The organism is Myxococcus sp. AB036A, from assembly GCF_006547355.1.
GTDB classification, from domain to species: Bacteria; Myxococcota; Myxococcia; order Myxococcales; family Myxococcaceae; genus Myxococcus; species Myxococcus virescens.
The window spans coordinates 1-24,808 of sequence record NZ_VHLC01000121.1 but is presented as its reverse complement, the minus strand read 5'-3'; the positions used below and the strand labels follow the sequence as shown (position 1 = coordinate 24,808).

General features: G+C 67.5%; 19 protein-coding genes, 2 tRNA genes and 3 pseudogenes. 16 read left to right on the top strand and 8 right to left on the bottom strand.

What is annotated here, in order from left to right; translation table 11 throughout:
• Positions 1 to 434: pseudogene (locus FL344_RS39495) on the bottom strand (hypothetical protein); the annotation flags it as partial.
• 424 nt (positions 435 to 858) lie between these two features.
• On the opposite strand from FL344_RS39495, the gene FL344_RS33210 reads away from it, so the two are divergent.
• Positions 859 to 1,530: a hypothetical protein gene (locus FL344_RS33210; RefSeq protein WP_141621344.1), complete on the top strand. Its 672-nt coding sequence runs from the start codon at positions 859 to 861 to the stop codon at positions 1,528 to 1,530.
• Between the two features lie 1,298 nt (positions 1,531 to 2,828).
• On the opposite strand, the pseudogene FL344_RS33205 reads toward FL344_RS33210, so the two are convergent.
• Positions 2,829 to 3,131, bottom strand: a pseudogene (locus tag FL344_RS33205) (integrase core domain-containing protein); the annotation flags it as partial.
• 427 nt (positions 3,132 to 3,558) lie between these two features.
• Here FL344_RS33205 and FL344_RS33200 point away from each other — a divergent pair.
• Positions 3,559 to 4,263 carry a hypothetical protein gene (locus tag FL344_RS33200; RefSeq protein WP_194863343.1) on the top strand — a complete coding sequence of 235 codons (705 nt, stop codon included), beginning with the start codon at positions 3,559 to 3,561 and terminating at the stop codon, positions 4,261 to 4,263.
• A 56-nt stretch (positions 4,264 to 4,319) separates the two neighbouring features.
• Positions 4,320 to 4,841, top strand: a pseudogene (locus tag FL344_RS33195) (protein kinase); the annotation flags it as partial.
• Between the two features lie 129 nt (positions 4,842 to 4,970).
• Here FL344_RS33195 and FL344_RS33190 read toward each other — a convergent pair.
• Together FL344_RS33190 and FL344_RS33185 are read right to left on the bottom strand one after the other, a co-directional pair.
• Positions 4,971 to 5,043, bottom strand: a tRNA-Glu gene (locus FL344_RS33190).
• 23 nt (positions 5,044 to 5,066) lie between these two features.
• Positions 5,067 to 5,139, bottom strand: a tRNA-Lys gene (locus tag FL344_RS33185).
• 192 nt (positions 5,140 to 5,331) lie between these two features.
• Between FL344_RS33185 and greB the strand changes: the two genes are divergently transcribed.
• The 5 genes from greB (at position 5,332) to FL344_RS33160 (ending at position 9,493) form a co-directional block, all read left to right on the top strand.
• The gene (gene greB, locus FL344_RS33180; protein WP_141621341.1) at positions 5,332 to 5,862 is read left to right on the top strand and encodes a transcription elongation factor GreB; all 531 of its coding nucleotides are present in this window, start codon (positions 5,332 to 5,334) and stop codon (positions 5,860 to 5,862) included.
• 9 nt (positions 5,863 to 5,871) lie between these two features.
• Positions 5,872 to 6,819, top strand: a complete 948-nt coding sequence (locus FL344_RS33175; RefSeq protein ID WP_026114160.1) for a hypothetical protein — start codon at positions 5,872 to 5,874, stop codon at positions 6,817 to 6,819.
• Between the two features lie 225 nt (positions 6,820 to 7,044).
• Complete coding sequence (locus FL344_RS33170; protein ID WP_141592228.1) at positions 7,045 to 8,364, top strand: PhoH family protein; 1,320 nt, start codon at positions 7,045 to 7,047, stop codon at positions 8,362 to 8,364.
• A gap of 15 nt (positions 8,365 to 8,379) precedes the next feature.
• Positions 8,380 to 8,685, top strand: coding sequence for a YbeD family protein (locus tag FL344_RS33165; RefSeq protein ID WP_141592227.1), 306 nt, complete (start codon positions 8,380 to 8,382; stop codon positions 8,683 to 8,685).
• Between the two features lie 46 nt (positions 8,686 to 8,731).
• The gene (locus tag FL344_RS33160; RefSeq protein ID WP_194863345.1) at positions 8,732 to 9,493 is read left to right on the top strand and encodes a cyclopropane-fatty-acyl-phospholipid synthase family protein; all 762 of its coding nucleotides are present in this window, start codon (positions 8,732 to 8,734) and stop codon (positions 9,491 to 9,493) included.
• 24 nt (positions 9,494 to 9,517) lie between these two features.
• Here FL344_RS33160 and FL344_RS33155 read toward each other — a convergent pair whose 3' ends face one another.
• On the bottom strand, positions 9,518 to 10,609 hold the full coding sequence (locus FL344_RS33155; RefSeq protein ID WP_141621339.1) for a diacylglycerol kinase family protein: 1,092 nt from the start codon (positions 10,607 to 10,609) through the stop codon (positions 9,518 to 9,520).
• A gap of 393 nt (positions 10,610 to 11,002) precedes the next feature.
• Between FL344_RS33155 and dnaK the strand changes: the two genes are divergently transcribed.
• The 6 genes from dnaK to FL344_RS33125 all read left to right on the top strand — a co-directional run bounded on the left by dnaK (position 11,003) and on the right by FL344_RS33125 (position 19,871).
• Positions 11,003 to 12,913 (top strand): molecular chaperone DnaK, encoded by a 1,911-nt coding sequence (dnaK, locus tag FL344_RS33150; RefSeq protein WP_090495211.1) that lies wholly within the window; start codon positions 11,003 to 11,005, stop codon positions 12,911 to 12,913.
• A 200-nt stretch (positions 12,914 to 13,113) separates the two neighbouring features.
• The gene (locus FL344_RS33145; RefSeq protein WP_141621338.1) at positions 13,114 to 13,977 is read left to right on the top strand and encodes a hypothetical protein; all 864 of its coding nucleotides are present in this window, start codon (positions 13,114 to 13,116) and stop codon (positions 13,975 to 13,977) included.
• Complete coding sequence (locus FL344_RS33140; protein ID WP_141621337.1) at positions 13,977 to 14,387, top strand: thiol-disulfide oxidoreductase DCC family protein; 411 nt, start codon at positions 13,977 to 13,979, stop codon at positions 14,385 to 14,387. The genes FL344_RS33145 and FL344_RS33140 overlap by 1 nt, the downstream gene beginning before the upstream one ends.
• 50 nt (positions 14,388 to 14,437) lie before the next feature.
• Positions 14,438 to 16,969, top strand: a complete 2,532-nt coding sequence (locus tag FL344_RS33135; RefSeq protein ID WP_141621336.1) for an AAA family ATPase — start codon at positions 14,438 to 14,440, stop codon at positions 16,967 to 16,969.
• Positions 16,970 to 17,018: 49 nt separating this feature from the next.
• Positions 17,019 to 19,298, top strand: coding sequence for a vWA domain-containing protein (locus FL344_RS33130; protein WP_141621335.1), 2,280 nt, complete (start codon positions 17,019 to 17,021; stop codon positions 19,296 to 19,298).
• Positions 19,299 to 19,313: 15 nt separating this feature from the next.
• Entirely contained in the window at positions 19,314 to 19,871 is a 558-nt protein-coding gene (locus tag FL344_RS33125) for a PspA/IM30 family protein (protein WP_141621334.1), read from the top strand.
• 10 nt (positions 19,872 to 19,881) lie between these two features.
• Here FL344_RS33125 and FL344_RS33120 read toward each other — a convergent pair whose 3' ends face one another.
• Positions 19,882 to 20,763, bottom strand: a complete 882-nt coding sequence (locus FL344_RS33120) for a diadenylate cyclase (protein WP_020478587.1) — start codon at positions 20,761 to 20,763, stop codon at positions 19,882 to 19,884.
• 126 nt (positions 20,764 to 20,889) lie between these two features.
• Between FL344_RS33120 and FL344_RS33115 the strand changes: the two genes are divergently transcribed.
• On the top strand, positions 20,890 to 21,252 hold the full coding sequence (locus FL344_RS33115) for a TraR/DksA C4-type zinc finger protein (RefSeq protein ID WP_011553247.1): 363 nt from the start codon (positions 20,890 to 20,892) through the stop codon (positions 21,250 to 21,252).
• A 54-nt stretch (positions 21,253 to 21,306) separates the two neighbouring features.
• Here FL344_RS33115 and FL344_RS33110 read toward each other — a convergent pair whose 3' ends face one another.
• Complete coding sequence (locus tag FL344_RS33110; RefSeq protein WP_141621333.1) at positions 21,307 to 22,074, bottom strand: FHA domain-containing protein; 768 nt, start codon at positions 22,072 to 22,074, stop codon at positions 21,307 to 21,309.
• A 120-nt stretch (positions 22,075 to 22,194) separates the two neighbouring features.
• On the opposite strand from FL344_RS33110, the gene FL344_RS33105 reads away from it, so the two are divergent.
• Entirely contained in the window at positions 22,195 to 23,910 is a 1,716-nt protein-coding gene (locus FL344_RS33105) for a serine/threonine-protein kinase (RefSeq protein ID WP_141592218.1), read from the top strand.
• A gap of 70 nt (positions 23,911 to 23,980) precedes the next feature.
• Here FL344_RS33105 and FL344_RS33100 read toward each other — a convergent pair.
• Positions 23,981 to 24,808 (bottom strand): FHA domain-containing protein (locus FL344_RS33100; protein WP_141621332.1); only part of this gene is annotated, 828 nt, incomplete at its 5' end.

Genomic DNA, 24,808 nt, shown 5'->3' with positions numbered 1-24,808 from the left:
GTGGGCAAGCCGCCGGGGGTGGGGACAGGTGAGTCGCCGGACATGGCAGCATGGCCTATCACTGAAGCGAACGTTCCGCCCCTGACGAATCGTGTGGGCGCCTGCGCGCCCGGCATTCCTGGAGGGATTCTCCCTGCGCTCCCATACGCACCAGCATGCGGTCGTGGGCCATCCGTGGACGGAAGAGCGCCATCAGTCGCCGCCCGGGGGCAGGCGCGGGCGTTAGCGAGCGCGGGGAGCTTGCTCGCCTTGTGCGCGTGCTCAGCCTGGGCGGGCTGCTCGTCGTTCAGCTCGACGTGCGACCAGCGATAGCCGCTGATGAAGCCCTCCTTCGTGCGGATGACCTCGACTTCGAGCAGGTAGCGACCGAAGCGCGGATGGCGTCCGCCAGCCGCAGCCTGCGCGGTGGCAATCTTCGTCAGTGCGTTGTTCATGTTACGTGGGCCCTTCGGCTTGGGTTGCATCAGTCGCGCGTTGCGCTGACCCCACGTAAATGAGTGCGGATTCTGGAAGTGGCTCAGCCGTGGACGTCTGGACGCTGCTGTGCGGCGAGGCCGATTGACTCGTCAAGCTCTACGGTTGACGCGTCAATTCCGGCCCCCCCATGAGGACTTCTGGCAGAAGGCCGGAGGAGGGCGTTATAGCGCGGCCTGTGCAACGTGACGGCGTCAAGCCTACTCCTCCTACTCAAAGACGGAAGGATTTCGCATGGTGTCGACGAATCGGACCTCCAATGAAGTGATGCCTCAATGTGCCTCCTGCTGTACCTCGACTTCGGTCTCTTCGGTGTCTCGTGCACCTGGAGCCGGGTTGTCGCGGTTGAGGAGTTTTCGCCAAAACACCTCGCTAGCGCTGCTAATGGCTTTGTTTGCTGCTTCGGCACCAACTTCTGCATTTGCCGCGCATCTCAAGACCATCGATGGCAAGTGGTTCGACTTTATGCCTTCTGGGGTTTATTCGCTTCTGAAGTCAGGACGGCTCCAAGTTCAAGCTTCTCAATCTCCGTCCGCCCCTCCTGGCGTTGGAAGCATTAAGGCTGTTGCCATCGCGTATGGGAAATCACTGGTGCGCTTTTTCCTTCAGGGGGACAAATTAGTCGTTGCGAGGGGCTCCTCTAACGCAAGTTCGCTTGTGGTGTTCAGGTCTGGTGTAAATCCAAATAGCTATCGGGTTTTTTCGCCGCACGATCCTGCCTCCTATTTCGATATCGATATGGGCAGTTCGCAATTTGGTAATTATCTCAACGTGGCTGCTGTGGCTTCGCCCTTCCTGAGAAGACAGGGGATTGAGGGGGTCTTGGGGAATGGAAACGGGAATCCATTGGATGATGTGGTAGACAATCAAGAGCTTAATCGACGATTCCGGCTTCCAGAGAGCAACAACTTGTTTGCGTGTGCCTCTGGTGATTGTCAGCTTGTGCCGTTGAGTTCTGCTGATAAGCTGATGAATATGTCGATCAAGGCTCCGCAGGGTTACAGTAAGGTCGACGTCGCCAAGCTTTCAGTGCGGGCGTTTGTGTCTAACGAGTGAGGGTTGTTTTAGGTCGCCGCCCAATCGTGGTTTGCAAGGCATCGCTTCTGCGGCGTGCCTTCTGTTTGCTCGATGAACCGGGCGAAGTCGCGGGCCTTCTGGAAGGCTCCGACAAGTTCGTCGGTGTGCTGGTACAGCTCGAACTCGTCGGCGAGCTGCCCCTGCCGGTGGCGCCGGCCAACGCGTCAGGAGCCGCTGTGTATCGGTGCCTGTTGACGCGTCAGTTCCTTCGGCTGACGCGTCAACGGACATGCTTCACAGGGACTTTGCCCCTTTTGTCGGGCGTGACGCTGTCGAAGGCGGAATGGCATGGTTTCTGCTTGTGTTTCCGACGTCGTCACAGGAGCGAGTCAATGAAAATGCATGTCGCAGTAGGCGCAGTGTTCTCGATACTCTTCATGTCCACGGCCGCCAACGCCCAAGACCAAGCGGACGCTGAGTGGACGAAGCACGCTAACGCCGCCTGTACCAAGGCGGCTGGAAAGTCCGCTACGGTTGTTCCTGACTGGAGGCTGATTGATGTTGAAAAGTGTGATAATGTTGAATGCAAGGTGTCGGATGGGCGCAAATTGACGGTAAATCTGCCTGACGGCTCCCCTTGCATTAAGTACATGATTGTTACTCCGCCTCCGAGGCCCGTGAGAGGAACGTGCCAGCGTAACTTCTGCAAGACGTAGGAGGTAAACAGGCGGCTGACGCGCTTATGCTATCGCGTCGCTACCTGCTGGCGAGCTACCCAGTTGTAGTTTTCGAATCACAACGTCTGCGGTGTGCCTTCGGTCTGCTCGATGAGCCGGGCGAAGTCGCAGGCCTTCTGGAAGGCCCCGACAAGCTCGTCGGTGTGCTGATATCGCTAGACCTCAACTTCGTCGGCGAGCTGCCGATAGGATAGCGTCATGTCGATGAGTCAGAAACGATTGCTGCTCGCCAGTTTGTTCCTTGCCCTCGCCTTCCCTGCTATCGCGCAAGGCCCACCCATCAGGGAGGAGTGGAAGCGGGCTGCGAAGGCGGCATGTGGAAACAACTACATTCCCAAGGTAGACCCCAACTTACTCGATCAGGAGCTGTGCGTGGTTGATTGTGAGCCTACTATCAAGACGGTTCAGAGAAGGGTCGGCGTCCGTCTTGCCGAGGGCTCTCCCTGCCATAAGCATCACCTTACAGCCCCTCCGTTTCCACTCCTGTTTGGTAAATGCAGAGGCGGCTACTGTGATGCGCCGATGCCATGAGACGGCTCGCGCGCACCAGCCGAACGTCCGAAGCTGAGTCTGGAGTTGCCCCCGTCAAATCGGACATGGTCAGTGGGGTGAGTCGGTGAGTCGAAACTCTCTCAAGGAGCGCATCTTCAGCGCCTTGTGAGGGGGCACGGTGTTGTAGTCGTGAAACCAGGCGGGGAGCTGCTGGATGACCGCCTCGGCGCTGTCTCGTCGGGCCAGGGACACGTAGTCGTGCTTGAAGCTCTTCACGAAGGACTCCGCCATGCCATTGCTCTCGGGGGAGTAGGCCGGCGTGGTGCGGATGAGCAGCCCCAAGCTGGCCCCGAATTCGCGCGTCTTGAGGGCAGTGTAGGGAGGTCCGTTGTCGGTGTGCCACTCAATCGGATGCGGCGTGCGTCGGCAGCCCGCGCCGAAGCGAGCCTCACCCCGGCAGTACAGGAGATGAAGCGCATCGGCTGAACCCTCTCACGCGACAACTACCTTGACGCTCACCGATGTCTCCTGGCTTCCCCTGGTAGAAGCCCCACCAGACGTGCGTATTGGCCGCCACCGTCAGCACATAGAGCTGACGCAATCCCTCCAGGAAGCGTCGCAACGTGTTGTCACGCCCGTAGATTTCGTCCCCCACCACCCACGCCGGCTTCAGTCCCGAAGCCAATACCCGTTGCAGTGAAGTTGCCCGCTGGTGTCCATCACCCTCGGTAGGTATGGCGGGCGCCGGAAAGCAAGACGGCCCGACTTTCCGTCTGAGGAGCGGTTGAATCACTAGGCTGCATGCCCGTAGCTTCCTGCTCGAAAGGGTGGGGTACTAATGAGGCTGATGGCTGCTGCGTTGTCCCTTGCAGTTCTGTCCGGCTGCAGTTGCAGTTCACCCGAGCCGAAGCAACTTGCGAAGCAACCCACAGCCGCGGAGGTTTTGGGGAGCAAGCCCGACTTCACTCCCCGCTACGAACTCATCAACATGGAGCGCCTCGACATTGCGGGGGTTCCACGCCTGGTCGTGCGGGTGCGCGTGCCTCGTGGGCTTACGCGGGAGGAACTTGAGCAGAACGTCCGGCACGCGCTCCTGCACTTTTACGAGAGCGCACCCGTGAGGCTCGGAGCTGTCAGTGTGGGCGCGTACGCGTCGGAGCGATTGAACATGGGCGCCGACGCAGCGCTTGGCGAGTTCGCTCCCGGCGGGCAGTGGGGGGAAGCCGATCCGGCCGTCCCGCTTTCCGCGTGGCAGGCGAAAATCAGCTTCGAGGAGCACTACTTCCGGACCGTGGAGGTGCTTGCCAAGGGGACGCGCGCCACGCTCGTTCTTTCCTCTGAGTTCTCGAACACCATCAGCCTGTCACGGAAGGCAAACCAGTGGCTTGAAGAGGACATCCTTGCGGAGTTGAAGCCCGGTGTGCCTGTGGTCGTGGTCGGGCATGAGGACTTCGGCAAGGTTGGTGTGCGCTACGAGGTGGAGACGGCCATCAGGCCGAAGCGGAAGGGGTGGGTCCACAGCTTCAATTTGAAGCCTGAATAAGCCCGCCCCCCCGAAGAAGCGAGGCGGGCCAGGGGACGAAAGAGCCCGGCACGCCGTCACCGGAAATGCTGCTCGGAGGGAGCGTCGACGCGCGCTCCGACCTCCTTACGCCTGGGCGTGGTGCTGCTCGAACTGGCGACAGGGAAGAGCCTTCTTTTTGCCCTGACGACACCACGCCCGAAGTCATGGCCTCGTTGCCCACGAAGAAGCGTCGGCGGGTGCCTCGGGCGGTCAAGCGGGCCACGCTCGCTGGGGCGCCGCCGTTGGTGTCCGACGCGATTTGGCGCGCGGCGACCCTGACGGCTGCGGACGTGGACGCGATGACCGAGGGGCTTCCCCAGGGGCTGCGGGTGACGCTGAACCGGCTACTTCGGGTTGCCCCTCGCGAGCGCTACCAGTCGGCGGGGGAGCTGGCGGCCGACCTGACGGCCTGGCTTGGCGGCACCTTCACGAAGGCCGACGCCGCAGCCGAGTTGAAGGCGCGGGCTGCTCAGGCAGAAGAGGCGCTGGATTCGATGGTGCTCACGCCGTCTCGTAGTCGCGGCAAGCGCAAGCCGGATGATGTGACGACGGCGTGATTGATGTGCTTCTGGGCCAGTCGACGCAGTCGGGAAACAGGCTGCGTTGGCCCGCGAAGGAACAACTCGGAGCGGCCAAAAACGAACGGGGTTGGACAGTTTGCACTGTCCAACCCCGCGTTTTTACAGTGTCCCCGACGGGATTCGAACCCGTGTTACCGGCTTGAAAGGCCAGCGTCCTGGGCCTCTAGACGACGGGGACAGCACACCTTCACTTCCACTACATGAGTCGCGGGGGGCTCGAACCCCCGACCCTCGGCTTAAAAGGCCGGTGCTCTACCAGCTGAGCTAGCGACTCGCACTATTCTTTTTTAAATTTTTCGCCACCACCCCGGAAGCCCCCGGGGCAGGCGCTTCCTACCAGCACTCGGCGACGCTTTCCACTGGCGAGCGCATGGAGCTGTTTCTGACAGCGCCCCGACCGCTTTCCGGTGAACGTCGGGGCCAGCGCCCTTCGCCGCGTGTCACCCCGGGGCGATATACAGGAACCATGTCCCAGGACGTACATCCGGATGAACAGGAGACCGAGGACGACGCCGAGCGGGCCCCGTTCCGCCGCTACCTCACCCGGGCGGGCGCCGAGCGCCTGCACCGCGAGCTCGTCCACCTTCTCAACGAGGAGCGCCCCAAGGTGACGGCCGAGGTCTCCGCTGCCGCCGCTCAGGGCGACCGCTCCGAGAACGCCGAGTACATCTACGGGAAGAAGCGCCTGCGCGAAATCGACCGCCGCCTCCGTTTCCTCCAGAAGCGCCTGGACACCGCCACCATCGTCACGCCCGCCGAGCAGACCGACCGCTCCCGCGTCTTCTTCGGGGCAACGGTGTGCCTGGAGGACGAGGACGGCGGCCGCAGCACCTACCAGATCGTGGGTTCCGACGAGATTGACGCCTCGGGCGGGCGCATCAGCGTCGAATCCCCCATGGGGCGGGCGCTCCTTCGCAAGGCCGTGGGGGACTCGGTCGAGGTGCGGCGGCCGCGCGGGGACATCGAACTCACGGTGGTGGACATCCGCTACGAATAGGTGGAAGCCATGCCTCGGATTCAGCCCATCAACCCCCGCTACCGTCGCATCTATCAGGCGCTGAGCGGGCCGGATCTGGCCGTTTCCGAGAGCGCGGGGATGACCCTGGAAGACCTGGGGCTGGGCAGCGCTGAAGCCTCCCGCGGGGACCTCGTCTTCGGCACCTACAGCCCCCAGGGCCTGGAGCGGGCCCTGCGTGCCTATGGGCTGTTCCAGCGCGTCGAGGAGCGGGTGGGGCCGCTGGAGCTTCGCGTCGTGTGCACGGACCCGTACCGGCCACGCATCATCCTGTGGAGCAGGCGGTTCTACGTCCCCGTGGCGGACCTGGACCTGCGGCGGACGACCGGGGCCGAGGTGGGGCTCGGTGACGCGCTCGCCGCCACGCCGCTGCTGTACCTGGACTCGCTGTTGCTCCAGAACCCGGGGCGCGCCTTCGACTGGAACCGGCCGCCGCTGCCCGGGCAGAACCACCCCGGGCTCAAGCTCGCCGGCCACATCCTGGACGTGCTCCTGCTGATGGCACGCCGTATCGGCACCGAGGCCTTGGCCCTCACGCCGTCCACCTTCGCCGCCGCCTGCGTCTATGACCGCCGCTTCCTCTTCGTGGATGGCGCCGCGCAGGGCCGCTTCCTCGCGCTTCGGCAGGCGGGGCGGCACCTGCCGCGCTGGCTCCATGCGTGGGCGGTGGAGCTGCACTGCATGCGCGACGAGCACGGAGAGGCCGTGGCCTTCAAGCCTTCGCCCATGGTGTCTCCGCTGAGCTCGCGGCTGGGGCTGCACTTCGATGCGAACACGTGGGATGACGCGCTCCAACTGGACGCCCGGCGGCAGCTCACGCTCGATGAGGAGACGCTCCAGCGGCGCTTTCCCTGGGAGCGGATGCCCCCGGGGCCGCCGCCCGAGCGGGTGGCGGAGCTGCTCGGATATGATCCGCTCGCGCCTGTCGTGGCGCACTGAACGGACGGCCGCTCGTGCTACAGGGTTGATCCATGGTGTCTCGCCGAAAGGCGCCATGCGGACCGCCGTCATCCCCGGCGTCTGGGGCGTGGGGTTTCGGACAGCCGCACGTCCTGGCGACAAGCAGGCTGTTTCCCCTGACGCCGGTGCCTATAGTGGTCAGGAGACTCACCGTCGCACGGTCCCTCGCGGTCGCAGCCGAACCTTCAGGTCGCGCAACCCACGATGCGTAAGAACTTCATTCTCGACACCAACGTCCTTCTTCACGATCCCCGCAGCATCTACGGCTTCAAAGACAACAACGTCATCATCCCCATTTACGTCATTGAGGAGATCGACCAGTTCAAGCGCGATCTCTCCGAGCTGGGCCGCAACGCGCGCCTGGTGGCGCGCTACCTGGATTCGTTCCGCGCCGAGGGCTCCCTGAAGGAAGGGGTGCCTCTGCCGCACGGTGGCTTGTTGCGGGTGAGCTTCACCGAACGTGCGCTGCCTCCGTCCATGGCGGACAGCAACCTGATGGACAACCGCATCCTCGGGGTGGCGCTGGACCTGATGGAGGCGGAGCCGGACACGCAGGCCGTCTTCATCACCAAGGACACCAACCTCCGCATCCGCGCCGACGCCCTGGGCCTCATCGCCCAGGACTACGACACCGAGCGGGTGGAAATCACGGAGCTGTACACCGGCTTCGCCGAGCGGCTGGTCCCCAAGGACCTGGTGGACCAGATGTACCGCCAGGGCGCCGAGGTGGAGCTGCCGGACGCCGAGTCCCTGTTCGCCAACCAGGTGGTGCTCCTCAAGGACGAGACGAACCCGTCCCACACCGCCATGGGCCGCTTCAACGGGTCCAAGGGCCGCCTGGTCCCCCTGGTGCGGCAGATCAAGGACGGGACGTGGGGCGTCCGCCCGCGCAACATGGAGCAGGCCTTCTGCCTGGACCTGCTGCTCAACGACGACGTCAAGCTGGTCACCATCGTCGGCAAGGCGGGCACGGGCAAGACGCTGCTCGCCATCGCCGCGGGCCTGCAGAAGGTGACGGAGGAGGGGCTCTACCAGAAGCTGCTGGTCAGCCGTCCCATCTTCCCGTTGGGCCGGGACATCGGGTATCTGCCCGGCAGTGTCGAGGAGAAGCTGAATCCCTGGATGCAGCCCATCTTCGACAACGTGGAGTTCCTGATGAACCTCAGCCGCGCGGACAAGAAGGCCGGCCGCGGCTACCACGAACTGCTGGACCTGGGGCTGATGGAGATCGAGCCGCTCACGTACATCCGCGGCCGCAGCCTGCCCAACCAGTTCATCATCGTGGACGAGGCTCAGAACCTCACGCCGCACGAGGTGAAGACCATCATCACCCGCGTGGGCGACAACACGAAGATCATCCTCACGGGAGACCCGTTCCAGATCGACAACCCGTACGTGGACGCGACGAACAATGGCCTGGTCCACGTGGTCAACCGCTTCAAGAGCGAGAAGATCGCGGCGCACATCACCATGTCCAAGGGTGAGCGCAGCGCCCTGGCCGAGCTCGCCGCCAACCTGCTGTAGCCTCTGGTACGAGACATGACGAAGGAAGACGCAGGAAGCCCTCCCACCGGCGAAGGGGAGAAGAAGCCCCTCATCGAGTACCCCTCCGTCTACACCTTCAAGGTGATGGGCGCGCAGGGGGCCGGCTTCGTGGAGCATGTCCGTGAGCTGTTCAAGCGGTTCCTGGGCACGGAACTCTCACCGGACTCCATTCACGAGCAACCCAGCAGCAAGGGCAAGTACGTCTCCCTGAGCGTGTCCGTGTACCTGCTGTCCGAGGAGCAGCGGCGCGCCATCTACGATGGGCTCCACAAGGACGAGCGGGTCATCTACTACTTGTAGGGGGCCGTGGCTGGAAGTCTCTGGAGGAGGCGGGTATATGGGATTCATGAGCCCGCATGAGCCCTTCCCGCTGTATCACCCCGCGGATGTCCGGCGCGCCTTCAGCTCGGATGACGCAACGCGGCGCTTCGCGAAGGTGGCCCAGCTGGAGCCCGGCTCGCGCGTGCTGGTGCTCGGCTGTGGCCCCGATGGAAGCGCCGCGCTGCTGTTGGCCCGGGAGATGGGCTGTACCGTCGTCGCGGCCGACACCGACGATGCCCTCCTCAACCCGGTGCGTGAGCGCGTGCGGGCGCAGGGCCTGGCGGAGCAGATTGAAGTCCGCCGCGTGTCGCTGGACGCGCTGGGCCTGGCCGACGGGGAGTTCAACGGCATCCTCATCCAGGGCCGCGTGCTCTACCCGTTGAAGGCCACGCTGGCGAACATGCGCGGTCTGCTGTCGAAGCGCGGGCGGCTGGGCTTCACGTTCCCCGCGCGGGTGGGGCGCTTTGCTCCCAAGGCGGCGATCGACTTCTGGGAGCGCCGCGTCGCCGGGCCGCTGCTGCTGCCGCGCGAGCTGCTGCAGGTGGTGGAGGGCGCCGGCTACGAGCCCGAGTCCGCCGAATCGCTCCATGACGCGGAGCTGGACGCGCACTACCGGGACATCGAGACGTTCCTGTCGTCCGTCCCTGGCTCGCAGCCCGCCTCGCTCCGCGAGGAGCTGGCGCTGCACCGCGAGAGCAACGGCAAGGCCAGCGTCAGCTACGCCTTCGTGGTGGGCCGCCGCAAGGAGCAGGGCGAGAAGCCCCCAGCGTCCCGCGACCGCGGGTAGCCAGGAGCGGCACCCGGCGGGCGCTCAGTTCAGCGCGCCGGTGAAGTCCACCAGCTCGACGGACTCCGGAGCCACGGACATGGTCACCTGCTCGCGGTAGCCGGCCGCGTCGCCACCCACTTGGAAGGGCATGGGGTTGGCGAAGCGGATGGTGACCTCGCGGGCGTGGAAGTCCATCAGGCCTTCAGGGAACCAGCGGCCGTTCCATAGCTTGGGCAGGTGGGTGAGCACCTGCGTGGGCGTCACCTGCCCCAGGCGCAGCTGCATGAAGCCCGGGCGCTGCCCCGCGAACGGGAACATGCGGAAGCCGTAGCCGTAGAAGGGCATGGTGCCCGCCGCCGCCATCATCAGCCGGCCGCGGAAGAGGGTGGCACCCGGGGCCAGCGGCTCACCCATCGCGCCGCCATCCGGCCCCAGCCGGTAGGCCTCGGAGGCGCCATTGATGACCTCACACTCCACCCAGTGGGAGTGGGTGAGATAGTGCGGCACCGTCTTGCAGGCCACCGCGGAGAAGTACCCGCCGCTGCCGCTGAGGACGCTCTTGAAGAAGCCCTTGCCCAGGTTCTCCTTCACCCAGATGTAGTCGTTGAGCACCTTGCCATCCACGCCCAGCCCGGCGAAGGGCGCGCGCTGCCCGTCCACCATCAGCAGGTCCATGGGGCGGTAGCCCGGAACCTCGCCCGTGCGGGCGCGCAGCACGTCATTGAGGATGCCGTCGCTCCGGGTGCCGGAGGCGTTGACGTAGGCGGCCAGGCCATTGCCGGTGCCCAGCTTGAGGATACCGAAGCGAGGCGCCGTCTTCCCCGCGAAACGGCCGCGCGGACCCACCTGATGGAGGACCTCGTTCACGAAGCCCATGAAGGTGCCGTCACCGCCGCCCGTGAACAACATGGGGTAGCCACGCTCCAGCACCGTCTGGATGATGCGGCGGGCGTCCAGCGGCGAGCGGGAGAGGAACAGGTCCTGCTCCGGCACCACGTGGGACAGGGACTTCACCACCCGAGCGTCGACCTTCCGGGCGTTGGCGTTCAGCAGGACCGCGACCTTGGGCTCGGCGGTGACGTCCGATGTGGGCGCACGGCGGAGATCGGGAGAGCGGAGGGGCTGGACCAGCATGAGGGCGGCTCCGAAGGTTGCGCCGGTGGGGGACCGGGCGGCGACACCCGTACCCAGTGCACAATCCTCGCCAAGCCATGACGCAAGGCGTCAGAAGGCGAGCGAGCTTGAGATTCCAAGGGGTTGAATCGTTCCCTGCTGCCCAGAAGCCCGCCCGGTTGCTACCTCGGGGTGACGGCGGTGTAGAGCGCGTTACGCACCCGTGGCGTGCGGGTGGCGCGACTGTGACGCGGTGCGTGTGGCCCTGCGCACTGCGCTACGCAGCGGGGAGTGCCACCTTCAGGTGTGCGGCCCGGTGGCCCCTCTCGTTTGACAGCGAGGGGTGGGTGGTTACGTTGGGCGTACATCAGAAGTTTTCAGAAAAAACGCAGTCTTTTCCGGAGGATAGGAACCGTGGGCAAGATTATCGGGATCGACCTGGGCACCACGAACAGTGTGGTCGCGATCATGGAGGGTCGCGAGCCCAAGGTGATCGTCAACGAGGAAGGCAGCCGCATCACGCCCTCGGTGGTCGCGTTCACGAAGGACGGGGAGCGTCTGGTCGGCCAGGTGGCGAAGCGCCAGGCCATCACCAACCCGGAGCGGACCATCTACTCCAGCAAGCGCTTCATGGGCAGGCGGCACGACGAGGTGTCCGAGGAGGCCACGCTGGTCCCCTACAAGGTCGCCCGGGGGCCCAACGGCGATGCGCGCGTGGACATCGACGGCAAGCAGTACAGCGCGCCGGAGATCAGCGCGCAGGTGCTGCTGAAGCTGAAGCGCGCGGCGGAGAACTACCTGGGTGAGAAGGTGACGGAGGCGGTCATCACCGTCCCCGCGTACTTCAACGACGCCCAGCGCCAGGCCACCAAGGACGCGGGTGAAATCGCGGGCCTCACCGTGCGCCGCATCGTGAACGAGCCGACCGCCGCGGCGCTCGCGTACGGCCTGGACAAGAAGAAGGACGAGAAGATCGCCGTCTACGACTTCGGCGGTGGCACGTTCGACGTGTCCATCCTCGAGGTGGGCGAGAACGTGGTCGACGTGCTCGCGACCAACGGTGACACGCACCTGGGCGGTGACAACATCGACCTGCGGATCATGGACTGGCTGATCACCGAGTTCAAGAAGGACACCGGGCTCGACGTCAGCAAGGACAAGATGGTCCTCCAGCGCCTGAAGGAGGCCGCGGAGAAGGCGAAGATCGAGCTGTCCGCCGCGATGGAGACGGACGTCAACCTGCCGTTCCTCACCGCGGACGCGACGGGTCCGAAGCACCTCAACGTCAAGCTCACGCGCGCCAAGTTCGAGGCGATGATCGACGACCTCATCGAGCGCTCGCTGGAGCCCTGCCGCAAGTGTCTCAAGGACGCGGGCGTGGAGCCGAAGGACCTCAACGAGATCGTCCTCGTCGGCGGCACCACGCGCATCCCGAAGGTGCAGGAGGCCGTGAAGCGCCTGTTCGGCAAGGAGCCGAACCGCTCGGTGAACCCGGACGAAGTCGTCGCGGTGGGCGCCGCGGTGCAGGCCGGCGTGCTCTCCGGCGAGGTGAAGGACATCCTCCTGCTGGACGTGACGCCGCTGAGCCTGGGCGTGGAGACGCTGGGCGGGGTGATGACGAAGCTCATCGAGCGCAACACCACCATCCCCACGCGCAAGTCGGAGACCTTCTCCACGGCCGCGGACGGCCAGACGCAGGTGGAGATCCACGTGCTCCAGGGCGAGCGTGAGATGGCGGGCGACAACCGCAGCCTCGGCCGTTTCCACCTGACGGGCATGCCGCCGGCGCCGCGTGGCGTGCCGCAGATCGAGGTGACGTTCGACATCGACGCGAACGGCATCCTCAACGTCAGCGCCAAGGACAAGGCCACGGGCAAGGAGCAGAAGGTCACCATCACCCACTCGTCCGGTCTGGCGAAGGACGAGGTGGAGAAGATGGTCGCCGACGCCCGCTCCAACGAGGCGGCCGACAAGACCCGCCGCGAGCTGGTGGAGATGAAGAACCAGGCGGAGAGCCAGTCCTACGCGGCCGAGAAGCTGCTGAAGGAGAACAAGGACAAGCTGTCCGCGGACACGGCGAAGGCGCTCGAGGACGCGGTGGCGGAGATCAACAAGGTCCGCGACGGCCAGGACAAGGACGCCATCAAGACGGCGCTCGATGCGCTCCAGGCCGCTAGCTACAAGGCCGCCGAGGAGATGTACCGCGCCACGGGCGGCGCGCCGGGCGCCGAGGGCGCTCCGGGTGCTGGTCCTTCCGCGGCGCCGGGCTCGCAGGCCAGCCCCAAGAAGGACGACGTGGTGGACGCCGAGTTCCGCCAGTCGTAGCTCGGACGCGGTGAGCCGCTGAAGTAACGCAGAGGGCCGGTGCTCCCACGCGAGTGTGGGGCCGGCCCTTCTGCTTTGCGGGGTGGAGGGGTGTTCCGAAAGGGAGGATGGGCGTACGGGAAGCGGGACGTCGGGCCGTGCCAAGGAGTTGATGGGACTGGGGCGAGGACTGGCGGTAGGGATGCAGGGGCTGGCGTTCCATGTCCCGCATCCAGTCGTCACCGTCTTTCCTTCCGCCCGGTACCGCTCCCTCCGAGGGCGCCGCTGCGCCGGCGGCTGTTCCTCCTCCCACTCGCACGGCGCAGTGCCGGCCGGCGTCCTCGGCGGTGGAGCCCTACCGGGGGCCATCCTCGGGGCCTCCACCGGCGCTGTCTGTGCCCGGGCCGCGCTCGGGGCCTCGCACGGGCGCCGACAACCAGTTCGACTTCGGCGTGGGCGGCGCGTTTCCGCCCAAGCCCACGGGCAACCTGATGGAGCAGGTGCGGCAGGGGGCGCTCACGGCCGCTCAATCCGAAGCCGCGGCTGCCAGCCGGTTGATGGGGGATAGTGCCGCGGTGGATGGCTATGCGCGCATCCACCTGGACCACCTGAAGCCCAGTCCACCCATCCCCGGCGCGCCCACGTCCTTGACGGACTACACCAGCAGCATGCCGGACGTGGCGCCCGCCCAGGCCTACGCCTACTTCGTCCGTCACCCATCGGCGGTGTTCGAGGCCGCAGGCATCCGCGTCCGCCCGGCGACGGCGGCGCTGGTGGATGGCGCGAAGTTGTTCCTGGAGGAAAAGGGTTTTCCGCCCGTGTGGGCGCCCATCATCGTGCGCCTGGAGCCGGGCGCGAACACGCTGCACATCACCACGCTGGATGGGCACCCGCTGCGCGGCACGAATCGCTTCGTCTTCGCCGAGGACGGCGCGGGGGGCACGCAGGTGCGTCAGTACTCGGCCTTCCAGGGCAGCTCGCCCGCGACATCGGTGGGCATGACGCTGATGGACCCCATCGAGCGGCAGCACGACATCTGGCGCGCGGTGCATGCGCACCTGCATGACACGCTGAGGCCTCGCTGATGGCGCCCGTGCTGCGGACGACACCTCCCGGGCATGACGTGATTCTCTATGACGGGCACTGTCGCCTGTGCGGTGGGGCGGCCCGGCAGCTCCAGCGGCTGCTCGGCGGGACGGGGACGCGCCTGCGCTCGTTTCGGGAGGACGGGGTGCTGGCAGCCTTCCCGGGTGTCACGGCGGACCGCTGTGAGCGAGCCCTGCAACTGGTCCTCCCGGATGGGGCCGTGGTGGAGGGGCTGGAGGCCATTGTCCTGGCGCTGGGCCGACGGCCGCTGGGACGGCTGTTCCGCGTGTACTACGTGCCGGGCCTCCGGCAGCTCCTGGATGCGCTCTACCGCGTCGTGGCCCGCCATCGCTTCCGCATCGCGGGACGTCAATGCCCAGACGGAGCGTGCGTGGTCCACTTCAAATAGGACGCGCGTGGCGGATAGCATGGCGGTTCCCCGCCACCTCGGGTTCGTCCGTGCAATCTCCACCGTCCACATACCTCCAGGCCGCGCGCGCCTTCCGGCACTTCTTCACCGAGCTCCGGGATGCCTACCTGGAGCGAGAGACGCTCTTCACGCAGCTGGAGCTGGCGCTCCTGGGGCGCGAGCACGTGCTGGTGGTGGGCCCCCCTGGAACGGCCAAGAGCGCCATCGCCAGCGCCGTCCTGGGGCGCATCATCGACGAGCGCACGGGCTTGCCGTCGCTCTTCTCCAAGCAGCTGGCCGAGTCCACCGTGCAGACGGACCTCATCGGCCCGGTGGACTTCAAGGTGCTCACGGAGACGGGACGCACCGAGTACCTCACCGACGAAGGCATGCTGGGCTCCGAGCACGCCTTCCTGGACGAGATCTTCGACGGCCGGGACATGCTGCTGCGCTCCATCCTCAACGTGCTGCATGAGCGGGAGCTCAAGCACGGCCGCCGGGTGACGACGGGGCGCATCGAGTGCGTCGTCATGACGAGCAACCGGTATCTCTCCGAGGTGCTGGCGCGCTCGCCGGAGCTGCTCCTGGCCTTCGCGGACCGGCTGAGCTTCATCTGCTTCGTGCCCAAGTCGTTCGCGCGCCGGGAGAGCCGGGCGGCCATGCTGCAACGCTTCTCCCATTTCGCCCGGCCGGACCTGCGCGCGCAGCTGTCGTTGCAGCAGGTGGACCTGCTGCAGGACGCCGTGACGAAGGTGGTGGTGCCCAGCCACATCATGGAAGGCGTGGAGTTGCTGGCGGATGCGCTGGAGCGCGCGCTCGCGGCCCAGGTGGCGAAGCTGCCGGACTACGTGCCGACGAAGTACTTCTCCCAGCGCTCCGTGGTGAAGGCGCTGTGGGCGCTGAAGGCCGCGGTGGTGCGGGATCAAATCTACCGGCGCCCCGAGCGGGCGTTGGAGGCCACCGTCGAGGACCTGGATTCGCTGCGCTGGTTCTTCCTCCTGGGAGGTCCGCCAGCGGGGGAGACGGAGGCGCTGCTCAAGTCCGTGGTGGACCCTCGGGAGCGGGCGCAGCTCGAAATCGTCCGCCTGGAGCAGCGCGCCTTCGACGAAGCGCTGGCCAAGATTCAGCGGGAGCTGGGGGGCGGCGTGGAGCGCGAGGCGCAAGCGCTCGGGTCCTCCGAAGAGGTGAGTTCCGTCGAGTCCGTGAGCCGCAACTGGCAGCCCGGCGTTGTCTCCACCACGGCGCGGGCCTTGTTGACCAAGCTGGTGCCTGGGCCGCGCCATGCGCAGAACCGGATACCGCTGGTGGCGGCGGCGCGGGCCCTGGTGTCGGCACAGGAGCAGCGGCTGGCGCGTGGCATGGCGGGGCACGGCGAGGGGCGGGGCGGCATCGCACTGCTGGTGTCGCTCGGCGACGTGCTGACGCTCTGTCGCGGCGTCCCCGAGCTGCGGCCGGGCTACGGGGCGTTGTGCGAGGCAACGGCCCGCTTTCTGGAAGGTGCCCAGGAGATGATCGCCCTGTCCGCGGAGAGCGTGGACTTCGAGGACGGGCTCAAGCTGGAGGGCCTGGTCGGGCTGGCGGACAATCTGGAGGAGGAGCTTTCCCAGACGGGAGAGCTGGCGGGACAGCTGTCGGACGGCGCACCCGCCGCATCGGAGCGCCTGCTCACGGCCGAGGCTGAGGTCCGGAGCCGGGTCGTGTCCGCGCTGCGCCGGCGCGCTGTGTTCTCGTTCCAGGGCAACCTGGCCCGGGGACGTCGGGAGCCGCTCGAAGCGCTGGCGGGAGATTCGCGCCGCCTGACGCAGCTGGAGAACGCCCTGGCTGTCCTGGACCCCACGCAACAGGGCCTCAAGCAGGAGCTGCTGCTCCCACTGGGCATCGCCTACGCCCGGGAGGTGCTGTCCTCCACGCCCTTCGAACGCATCGAGCAGTACGGGCGCGCGGTGCAGTCGGTGGCGGAGAACCTCCGGCGCGAGGGGGTGTCCATCGATGCGGTGTTCGCCGAGTGCCGGGAGATTATCGAGTCCCGGCTGCGCGAGCATGCCCATCTCCTCACGCGCGATGTGCCCAGCCCGCCGCCCGCGTCCACGTCGGTGCTCAACGGGGACGCCTACGTCTTCTACCGGGGCGACTTCGCGGCGAAGGCGCCTGATGGAGAGCTGGCCGCGCTGCTGGGGTTGGACGGGCAACTGGCCGCGAACCACGGCGCTGCCGCTCCCGGCTTCCTGTCGGAGGCCGTGCGTTCGGCGGTGGCCCAGGCGGAGCTCGGGTTCGTCCAGACGCGTGTCAAATACCTGCGGAGCTGGCTGACCCAGCTGCTCACGTCGCTTCCACCGCCCGAATCCATGACGGAGCGCGCGGATGCCGAACGCACCGTGGACCGGCTGGTGCGCAGCCGCTTCCCGATGCTCGCGTTGAAGGAAGGCGAGCTGGTTCGGCTGCGGGGTGTCCTCGCGCTGCTGGGGACCATGCCCGGTGACCTGGGCGAGGGGGCTCGACGGCTGGAGGGGCAGTTGCGCGGCATCGACGAGGACTTCGGGCGCTTCAGCCGGCAGGTGCTGGAGCGGCGGTCCGCGCCATGACCCGGCGCTCCCGCGGGCGACAGGTTGAAGCGGAGAGGGGACGCTGAGCGTGTTGGCCCGGCGCCTCGCGGATCTCCGGCAGCGGCTGGATGCGCTCCACCAGCCCGCGCCCGCTCGCGGCGGTTGGCGGGCGTGGACGCTGCTGGGGCGACGTGCTCGCGGGCCCGAGGATGTCGCGCTGCCAATGCTGGCCTCGCTGGACCGGGACCTGGATCGGGTGGGCGTGCACACGTCGGCGGACGCCCGGCTCCTCAGGGAGCTGGGCCTGCGGAAGGGCAGGGCGGGGGCACTGGCGCAGGGGCTGCTCGACAGGGCCCATCAAGCACTCGAGGAGGTGGAGGCGTGCCTGGTGCTCGTGGAGCGGGCCTGGCGCAAGGGAGAGCCGCTTCCCGGCGCGGTCGCAGTGCTGGAGAAGGGCTTCATCCAGCTGGCGCGCGTGGTGAAGGTGGCGGACCTCTTCGCCCGTCCTCCCTCGGAGCCGGAGGAGGACGACGCGGAGCTGGAAATCTACGGGCGCATCGATGGGAGCACCCCGCGTCTTGCGCCCACCAGTGCGCGTCTGGCCGTGGCGGAGTTCTTCGCGGAGCGGGCCCGGGCCAATCCCACGGACGTCATGCAGAAGCGCCGGGACCTGGACCTGGCGCACGAGCTGCTCATCCGCCTGGGCGCGGACCACGACCGCGAGCGAGGCATGGTGCTGCGGCGCCAGGTGGCCGAGGCGCGCGAGCGGGTGCGGGCCGTTCCGGCCGTGCGCTCCATTGAGGAGTTGCTGCGGCACGTGCGTCACACGGCCCGGCGCGAGCCCCAGGTGGCCTACCGCTCGTTGAAGGGGCTCTACGAGCGGGCCTTGGAGGCAGGGGACGCGGCGCTGGCAGACGCGGCCCGGGCGGCGCTGACACCGATGTTGCCGGCACCTCCTCAACTGTCGTCGCTGATGGAGCGCGCGGAACTCGATGGCCTGTCGCACTGGTTCGGCGAAGCGCCCACGGCGCCTGACGAAGTCCCGGGCCCTCCGAAGGCCGATGAGCTGCTGACGGACCTGGCCTTCTCGTTGGAGCCCGAGCAGCTCTCCACGTTCGAGCTGGCGGCGGGCTGTGCCCGCTACTTCGACGTGGAGGACGCGCTGTCGGAGGAAATCGTCCTGGCGGATACGCGCACCGCGCGGGCGGTGTCCCGGCGTGTCCCGTACCCGACGCAGACGATGACCTACGAGACGACGGGCAGCCTCCATGAGTTGAACAACTTCGTCCTGACGGACCCGCGGATGCTGCTGCGCGACCTGGCCGCCAGTCACCAGTTGGTGCGCGCGTACCTGGACGACGAGCCGCCCCCGCGTCCCCGGAAGGTGAAGCGCACCGCGGTGCGGGTCTACGTCTGCGACGCGTCGGGCTCCATGCACGGCGCGCGAGCCCGCTTCCGGGACGCCATTGTCATCGCGGAGCTCAACAACCTGCGCGTCAAGGCCCGCCGGGGCGAGCACTTCGACCCGCTGTACTTCAGCTTCTTCAATGACGTGCCCACCGAGCTGGCGCGCGTGGACTCCGCGCTGGAGGCCACGCGGCAATTGGAGAAGCTCTTCCGCGATTCACCCGCGGAGGGGCAGACGGACATCACGCTCGCGCTGATGTCCGCGTTCGACTCCATCCGCGCCGCGCAGGGGAGGGACCCGTACCTTGCTCGGGCCACCGTGGTGCTCGTCACGGACGGCGAGGACCGCGTGGACCTGGAGCTCATCCGCCGCACCCGCGCGCCCATGGACGCGCTGGACATCGCGTTGAGCTTCGTGTCCCTGGGCGAGGAGAACCCGGACCTCCGCCTCCTCGTCCGGGAGCAGCGGGCCGCCGGAGGCCGCGCCTTCTACCACCACCTCTCCGACGAGGAGATTCTGTGGGCGCGCACGGAGTTCGACACGCCCTGGCGCACGTTGCTGCCGCGTGACGTGCCGGCGTCCGGTGATGCGCTGGAGCAGCTCACGCCGCACCTGGAGGCGCTGGAGGCGGTCGCCGCCGGGCGGGACGCTCCGCGGACCGTGGCGGTGGACGCTTCGTTCGACGCGCTCTTCCCGGAGAAGCCCACGCCGCCCCCCGGGGCCGAGCCGACTGGCAAGGACATTACGCACCGTGTGGCGGACATCCTGGGCGCGCTGGTGGAGGCGGCGTCGCTGGCCCCCGCGGACCGGCGCGCGGCGGAGAGCTTGCTGCTGCTTCAACACCTGCTGGGTGTGTACGGATTGACCCCGGCGCGCTACCTGTCCGCGTTGTCCGCGGGTGGGCAGGCCACGCAGGAGGCATTGCAGCGCGTGCGGCTGTTGTGCCGGCCCTTCGGGTAGGCTGCGCCCACGCCCATGTTCTTCGGCCTGCTGAGGAGACGAAAGAAGGAGCCGTCGCGCCCAGCGGACCCGCTGGCTGCTTTCGACCAGCTCATCGAGAACCTGGAGCGACAGGCCGCCGAGGTCCGCAAGTCCGCGGCCACGCTGCTGGCGCTCAAGGCGGACCTGGTGCGCGCGGAGGAGCGCTACGCGCGCCGGTTGCTGGAGCTCACCTCGCGGCGTGCCACCGCGAAGGAGCGTGGTGACGCTCGGGCGGTGCGCGTGCTGGAGAAGGACCAAGCGCAGGCGGAGGACCTCCTGGCCAGCACGCGTGATTCGCTGGAGCGAGCCGAGTCGGACGGGCGGTTGTTGCTGGAGGCCGCGAGCGAGCTGGGCGATCGCGTGGTGGAGCTGCGCCACGAACGGGAGAGCGCGTCCGCGCGGCTCACCCTGGGCGGGCTCGTCACCGAGTCCCTGCGCGAGCGCGTGGCCCGTTTCGACCAGGCGCTGGTGGTGGACGCGGCTCGGGATGAAATCGAGCGCGCGCACGCACTGGCGGACATCTACCGCGAGGAGAAGTCGCAGGAGGACTGAGCCGCGGCTTTCAGGTCCGGCGCGCCGTCTGGTGCAGTTCCAGGACGATGTTGCCGCCCTTGAAGAGCCGCACCGCGCCGGACGTCTGGCTCACGACCAGGGCGATGCAGCCCGTGGTGGACGTCATGCCGGCGGCGGCAGCGTGCCGCGCGCCCAGACCGAGCGGAATCTTCACGGCCTCATCCGCCGCGGACAGGTAGCGCCCCGCGGCCAGGACGACACCGTCCTCGCGGATGACGAAGGCGCCGTCGAGCACGGAGAAGTTCTTGATGGCCTCGCGAATCTTCGGGTCGAGCACGTTCCGTTCCGCCTCGGAGAGGCCCTGGAACGGGTTGATGGTCATCTGCCGGCTCTTCTCCATCACGGTGTTGTGGGCGCCAATGGTGATGATGGTGCCAATGGGGTGGCCCTCGAAGCCTTCCTGGCCAATCTGCAGCGCCAGCTGGATGAGGGCGTCCACCACCTGGGAGTTGAACTCATCGCCCAGCTTCACGCCTTCGATGGCGACGCGGTCATCGAGCGAGCCGCCGATGCGCGTCTGCATCAGCGTGTCCGGCGCGCGGCCCACCTTGCCCGTCATGCACAGGACCAGGTCGCCTTCCTTGAACGCTCCCTGGGACAGCGCGGACACGAGCGCCACTTTTACGCGCTCGGTGCGGGAGTAGTCGTACGCGGGGATGACGAGCGCGCGAACCTTCTTGGCGAGGTGCTCCTCCGCCAGCTTGGGCATCGTCACGGCGTAGACGAGCTTCTTGCGAGCAGGCCGGCCGCGAAACTCTTCGGCGGGAATGGGCGTGTCGCAGATATATAGGAAGTGATCGACTTCGTTCTTGCCGGCCAACGAGAGAGCCGAGCGCAGGAACTCTCGATCAAACTTCGTGTTCTCGGTCAAACGCCCCTCCCTTCACCCTTGGTCATACCCACGTCAGCTTGACACTGAAGACCTCATGAATGAAGCTTTCGGGCCCTTTTTTTGGGGTGCAGGGCCCCAAAACCTCGCTGAACTGGAGCGAAGGCTGTGAACCAGAAAGATCTCAAGCGTTACAAGAAGATGCTCGAGGACAGCAAGGCGAGCCTGCTCGAGAGCGCCAAGAAGACCCTGGTGGAGGAGTCCAGTTTCGATACGGACGACCTTCCCGATGAGATCGACCTGGCGTCTTCCGAGTATGCGCAGTCAATGGTCTTCCGTCTGCGGGACCGGGAGAAGTTCCTGTTGCAGAAGATCGAAAAGGCGCTGGTCCGCATCGAGGACGGCACCTTCGGTGTCTGCGAGCGGTGTGAAGAGGACATCTCGCCCAAGCGACTGGATGCGCGCCCGGTGACGACGCTTTGCATCCGCTGCAAGGAGGAGCAGGAGAAAAAGGAGAAATCCTACGGCTGAGCACCGAGGCCGTGAGGGCCGCGCGGGGGATACCCCCGTGCGGCCCTTGGCATTTCAGGACGTGGGCGCTTGGATTTCCACGCGCAGCAACTGACGGCCAATGAGGAAGTGGTCCCCGTTGTCCACGAAGGTCGGGCCCGACAGGCGGATGAAGGTGCCGTTGGACGAGCCCACGTCCCGGACCTGCAGCCGGTCCTGCCGCACCGTCAGCACGGCGTGCCGCCCGGACACGAAGCCGTCCGTGGGGAAGGTGAGGTCACCTTGCTCGCGGCCCAGGAGATTGTCGCCTTCGCGCAGGGGGAAGGCGCCGCCTCGCAGGCCTCCCTCCAGCAATTGCACCAGTCGCAGCCGGTAGCCGGGATCCTGTGAACCCCAGACCTGGGTTCCGCCCGGTCCCGTGGCCGCGGTGGGAATGGGCTCCAGCACCAACCGCTGGCGTCCCAGGCGCAGCTCGCCGCCGGGGGGCAGCTCTCGCTCCTGGCGCAGGCGGACGAAGACGCCGTTGGCGCCGCCCACGTCTTCCACGGCCAGCCGGATGCCGGAGAAGAAGAAGCGGACCTGGAGCGGCATGATGAAGGGGTCGTCCGTGAGCGAGATGTCCGCCTGCTGACCGCAGGTGAGGGTGTCGCGCTGCATGCGGACGACGGACTCGGGGCCGCCATCGGCGCGCACCACGCGGATGGAGACCTGCGGGCGCGAAGCGACGCTGGCGACGGCCATCACCATCGTTCCGGAGCGCAGCGGCGAGCCGCAAGCCCGGCAGACGGAGGCGTCCCGAGGATTTTCGGTGTCACAGCGGGGGCAGTATTCCATCGCGTCCATGGAGGGCTAGGGGTTGTACCAGGGCCGGGGCTCGGTTGCTCGACTTGCGTTGCTCGCGGCTTGCCCCCCACCCGAGCGGCGTGATGAAGTCGGTGTCCCACCCCTTTGGGGATCGTTTCCTTGCACTGCCCCTCCTGCGGCGCTGACGCCCAAGAATCTTCCCGTTTCTGTCCCGCCTGTGGCGCGACCCTCGTGCGTACGCCCGATACGGACGAGTACGTCGGCAAGACGATTGCCTACAAGTACCGGGTCGAAGCCCTCATTGGCGAGGGCGGCATGGGCAAGGTGTTCCGTGCCCGGCAGCTCTCCCTGGACAAGGTGGTGGTGCTGAAGGTGCTGCGGCACACGCTCCTGTCGGACGAGCGCACCGTGGCGCGCTTCCAGCGCGAGGCCAAGGCCGCCAGCCGCCTCAACCACCCCAACTCCATCAGCGTGCTCGACTTCGGCCAGGCCGAGGACGGGGCCTTGTTCATCGCCATGGAGTACGTGGCGGGGCAGGACCTGCACCAGATTCTCAGCCGCGAGTGGCCCCTGAACGAGGGGCGCGTGGTGCGCATCGTCAGCCAGGTGCTGAGCGCGCTGTCGGACGCGCACGGCGCCGGCGTCATCCACCGCGACCTCAAGCCAGAGAACATCATGGTGGAGCCGCGACGCAACGAGCCCGACTTCGTCAAGGTGTTGGACTTCGGCATCGCGAAGATCACCGACTCCACGGACGACGGTCCGGCGCTCACCCGCGCGGGCTTCGTGTGCGGCACCCCCGAATACATGTCGCCCGAGCAGGCGCGGGGCTCGCAGCTCGACCACCGCTCGGACCTGTATGCGGTGGGCGTCATCCTCTACCAGTTGATGACGGGCCTGCTGCCCTTCGAGTCGGACTCGGCGGTGGGCTTCGCCACCAAGCACCTGACCGAGGAGCCGCCGCCGCCCACCCGCCGCCGGCCGGATGCGCGAATCTCTCCGGCCATGGAGCGGCTCATCCTCCGGGCGCTGTCCAAGAACCCGGCGGACCGGCCCGCCAGCGCCGAGGCCTTCAAGGCCGAGCTGCAGGCCGTGGACAAGGAGCGCCGCCGCATGGACTCGGCGCCGCGGCGCTCGGCCAACTCGTCGGCGGTACTGGCGCCGTTGCCGCGCAAGTCCGCCGCCAGTCCGCAGAGTGACGTCCGGGATGCCACGCTGCCCGGGTGGGGCAACGAAGTGACCATGGAGGCCACGGTGCGCGCCCTGCCGGGTGTGCTCGAACCGTTGCCCGCGAACGCTGACGCGATGGCCGCCACGCGTGAGCACACCGACTCGCTGGTCCACACGCAGCCGGGGGCCGGCGGCAGCAGCGGGGTGGCGTTCTTCTTCAAGTCGCTGACCATCCTGCTGGTGGTCGCCGCGCTGGGCTTCTTCGCCTACTACTTCTTCATGGGCGCGGGCAGCGGGGGCGCGCAGGACCTGCCCTACGCGCTGCCCACGAACGCACCGGTGCCGGCGGGGGCCAACAACTCCGCCGTGGGCGCGAGCCCCGACGTGCCGCTCTATGACCGGGCCATTGTCTCGGGCGCGCGCAATGTCGAGCGCGCGCTGGAGCTGGCGCGAGAGGGTGACAAGGCACTGCAGCGCGCGGACGTGGGGCTGGCGGCGACGAAGTACCGCGAGGCCTTCAGCCGCAGTGGTGACCCGGAGCTGGCCCTGAAGCTGGGCGAGGTCTACTGGCACCGTCAGAACCCGGACAAGGAAGAGGCCCGGGGCTGGTGGAATCGTCACCTGCGCGAGCAGCCCGCCTCCAAGGCGCGTGCTCTCATCGAGCAGCGACTGAACGGCACCGTGGCGCAGCCCACGTCGCCCTGACGGGCGTGTCACGAGGGGCGGTGTCGGATTGCCGCCCCGGAGCACGAAGCATCGGGGCACCTGCCCCGCGTCAGCCCAGCGTCTCCACCTGAAGCACGTGCTGTCCCAGGCGGACGCGGTCTCCCGGACGCAGCGGACGCTCGACGCCGCTCGCGAGGCGCACATAGGTGCCCAGGCCCCCGGACAAGTCCCTCAGCAGGGCACCGGTGGGCGTTGGGGACAGCTCGCAGTGGCGGCCGGCGAGGCCCTCGTCGCCGGGGAAGCTCAAGTCACAGTGGGCCAGGCCGATGGTGAGCAGCGGCGCCGCCGTCACCACCGCGCGTCCCGCCCGGCCACCGACGAGCATTTCCTCCACACCGTAGACGGCCTGCCCCAGTGGCACCGGGGCGCCGTAGATGGCGGGGCGTCCCGTCACGGGGGGCTGGGGCTCCAGTCGGCCCGTGAAACGGAACAGGCGCTGGCCCGCGCTGAAGTGGGTGCGCGGGGTGAGGGCTTCCGTGCCCCCAATAGTGACGAAGACGCCCGAGGCGCTGGACTCGTCCCGCACGTACAGCGCGCCATCCTTCACCAGGAAGGTGGCGTGTAGGGGCGACACGAAGGCGTCGTCCGCGAACAGGATGGCGCCGCGCTGGCGGCCCACGACGCAACCGGTGACAGGCAGCTTGTAGCGCTGCCCCCGGGTGGAGCCCGCGATGACCGCGAGCCCGAACCGGGAGGCGGCCGGAGGGGCAGGGCGCGGTGCCGTGGGCGCCACACCGGCCCGGCTGGGCATCGCGCTGTCCGGAACCGGCGGGGGCGGACGGGTGGTGGCCGGGCCTGACGCGCCGCCCGTGCGGGCCATGATGCCCGGGGGGGCCGTGGGGGTGCGCTGCTGCGGCGGCCGTTCCACGGTCAGGCC

What these genes read in the sequence shown, in the direction of transcription:
- greB (WP_141621341.1), top strand. Translation starts at nt 5,332, where the DNA reads ATGTCCCAGGACGTACATCCGGATGAACAGGAGACCGAGGACGACGCC.
- FL344_RS33160 (WP_194863345.1), top strand. Translation starts at nt 8,732, where the DNA reads ATGAGCCCGCATGAGCCCTTCCCGCTGTATCACCCCGCGGATGTCCGG.
- FL344_RS33210 (WP_141621344.1), top strand. Translation starts at nt 859, where the DNA reads ATGGCTTTGTTTGCTGCTTCGGCACCAACTTCTGCATTTGCCGCGCAT.
- FL344_RS33200 (WP_194863343.1), top strand. Translation starts at nt 3,559, where the DNA reads ATGAGGCTGATGGCTGCTGCGTTGTCCCTTGCAGTTCTGTCCGGCTGC.
- FL344_RS33125 (WP_141621334.1), top strand. Translation starts at nt 19,314, where the DNA reads ATGTTCTTCGGCCTGCTGAGGAGACGAAAGAAGGAGCCGTCGCGCCCA.
- FL344_RS33175 (WP_026114160.1), top strand. Translation starts at nt 5,872, where the DNA reads ATGCCTCGGATTCAGCCCATCAACCCCCGCTACCGTCGCATCTATCAG.
- FL344_RS33110 (WP_141621333.1), bottom strand. Translation starts at nt 22,074, where the DNA reads ATGGACGCGATGGAATACTGCCCCCGCTGTGACACCGAAAATCCTCGG.
- FL344_RS33140 (WP_141621337.1), top strand. Translation starts at nt 13,977, where the DNA reads ATGGCGCCCGTGCTGCGGACGACACCTCCCGGGCATGACGTGATTCTC.
- FL344_RS33145 (WP_141621338.1), top strand. Translation starts at nt 13,114, where the DNA reads ATGTCCCGCATCCAGTCGTCACCGTCTTTCCTTCCGCCCGGTACCGCT.
- FL344_RS33165 (WP_141592227.1), top strand. Translation starts at nt 8,380, where the DNA reads ATGACGAAGGAAGACGCAGGAAGCCCTCCCACCGGCGAAGGGGAGAAG.
- FL344_RS33155 (WP_141621339.1), bottom strand. Translation starts at nt 10,609, where the DNA reads ATGCTGGTCCAGCCCCTCCGCTCTCCCGATCTCCGCCGTGCGCCCACA.
- FL344_RS33170 (WP_141592228.1), top strand. Translation starts at nt 7,045, where the DNA reads ATGCGTAAGAACTTCATTCTCGACACCAACGTCCTTCTTCACGATCCC.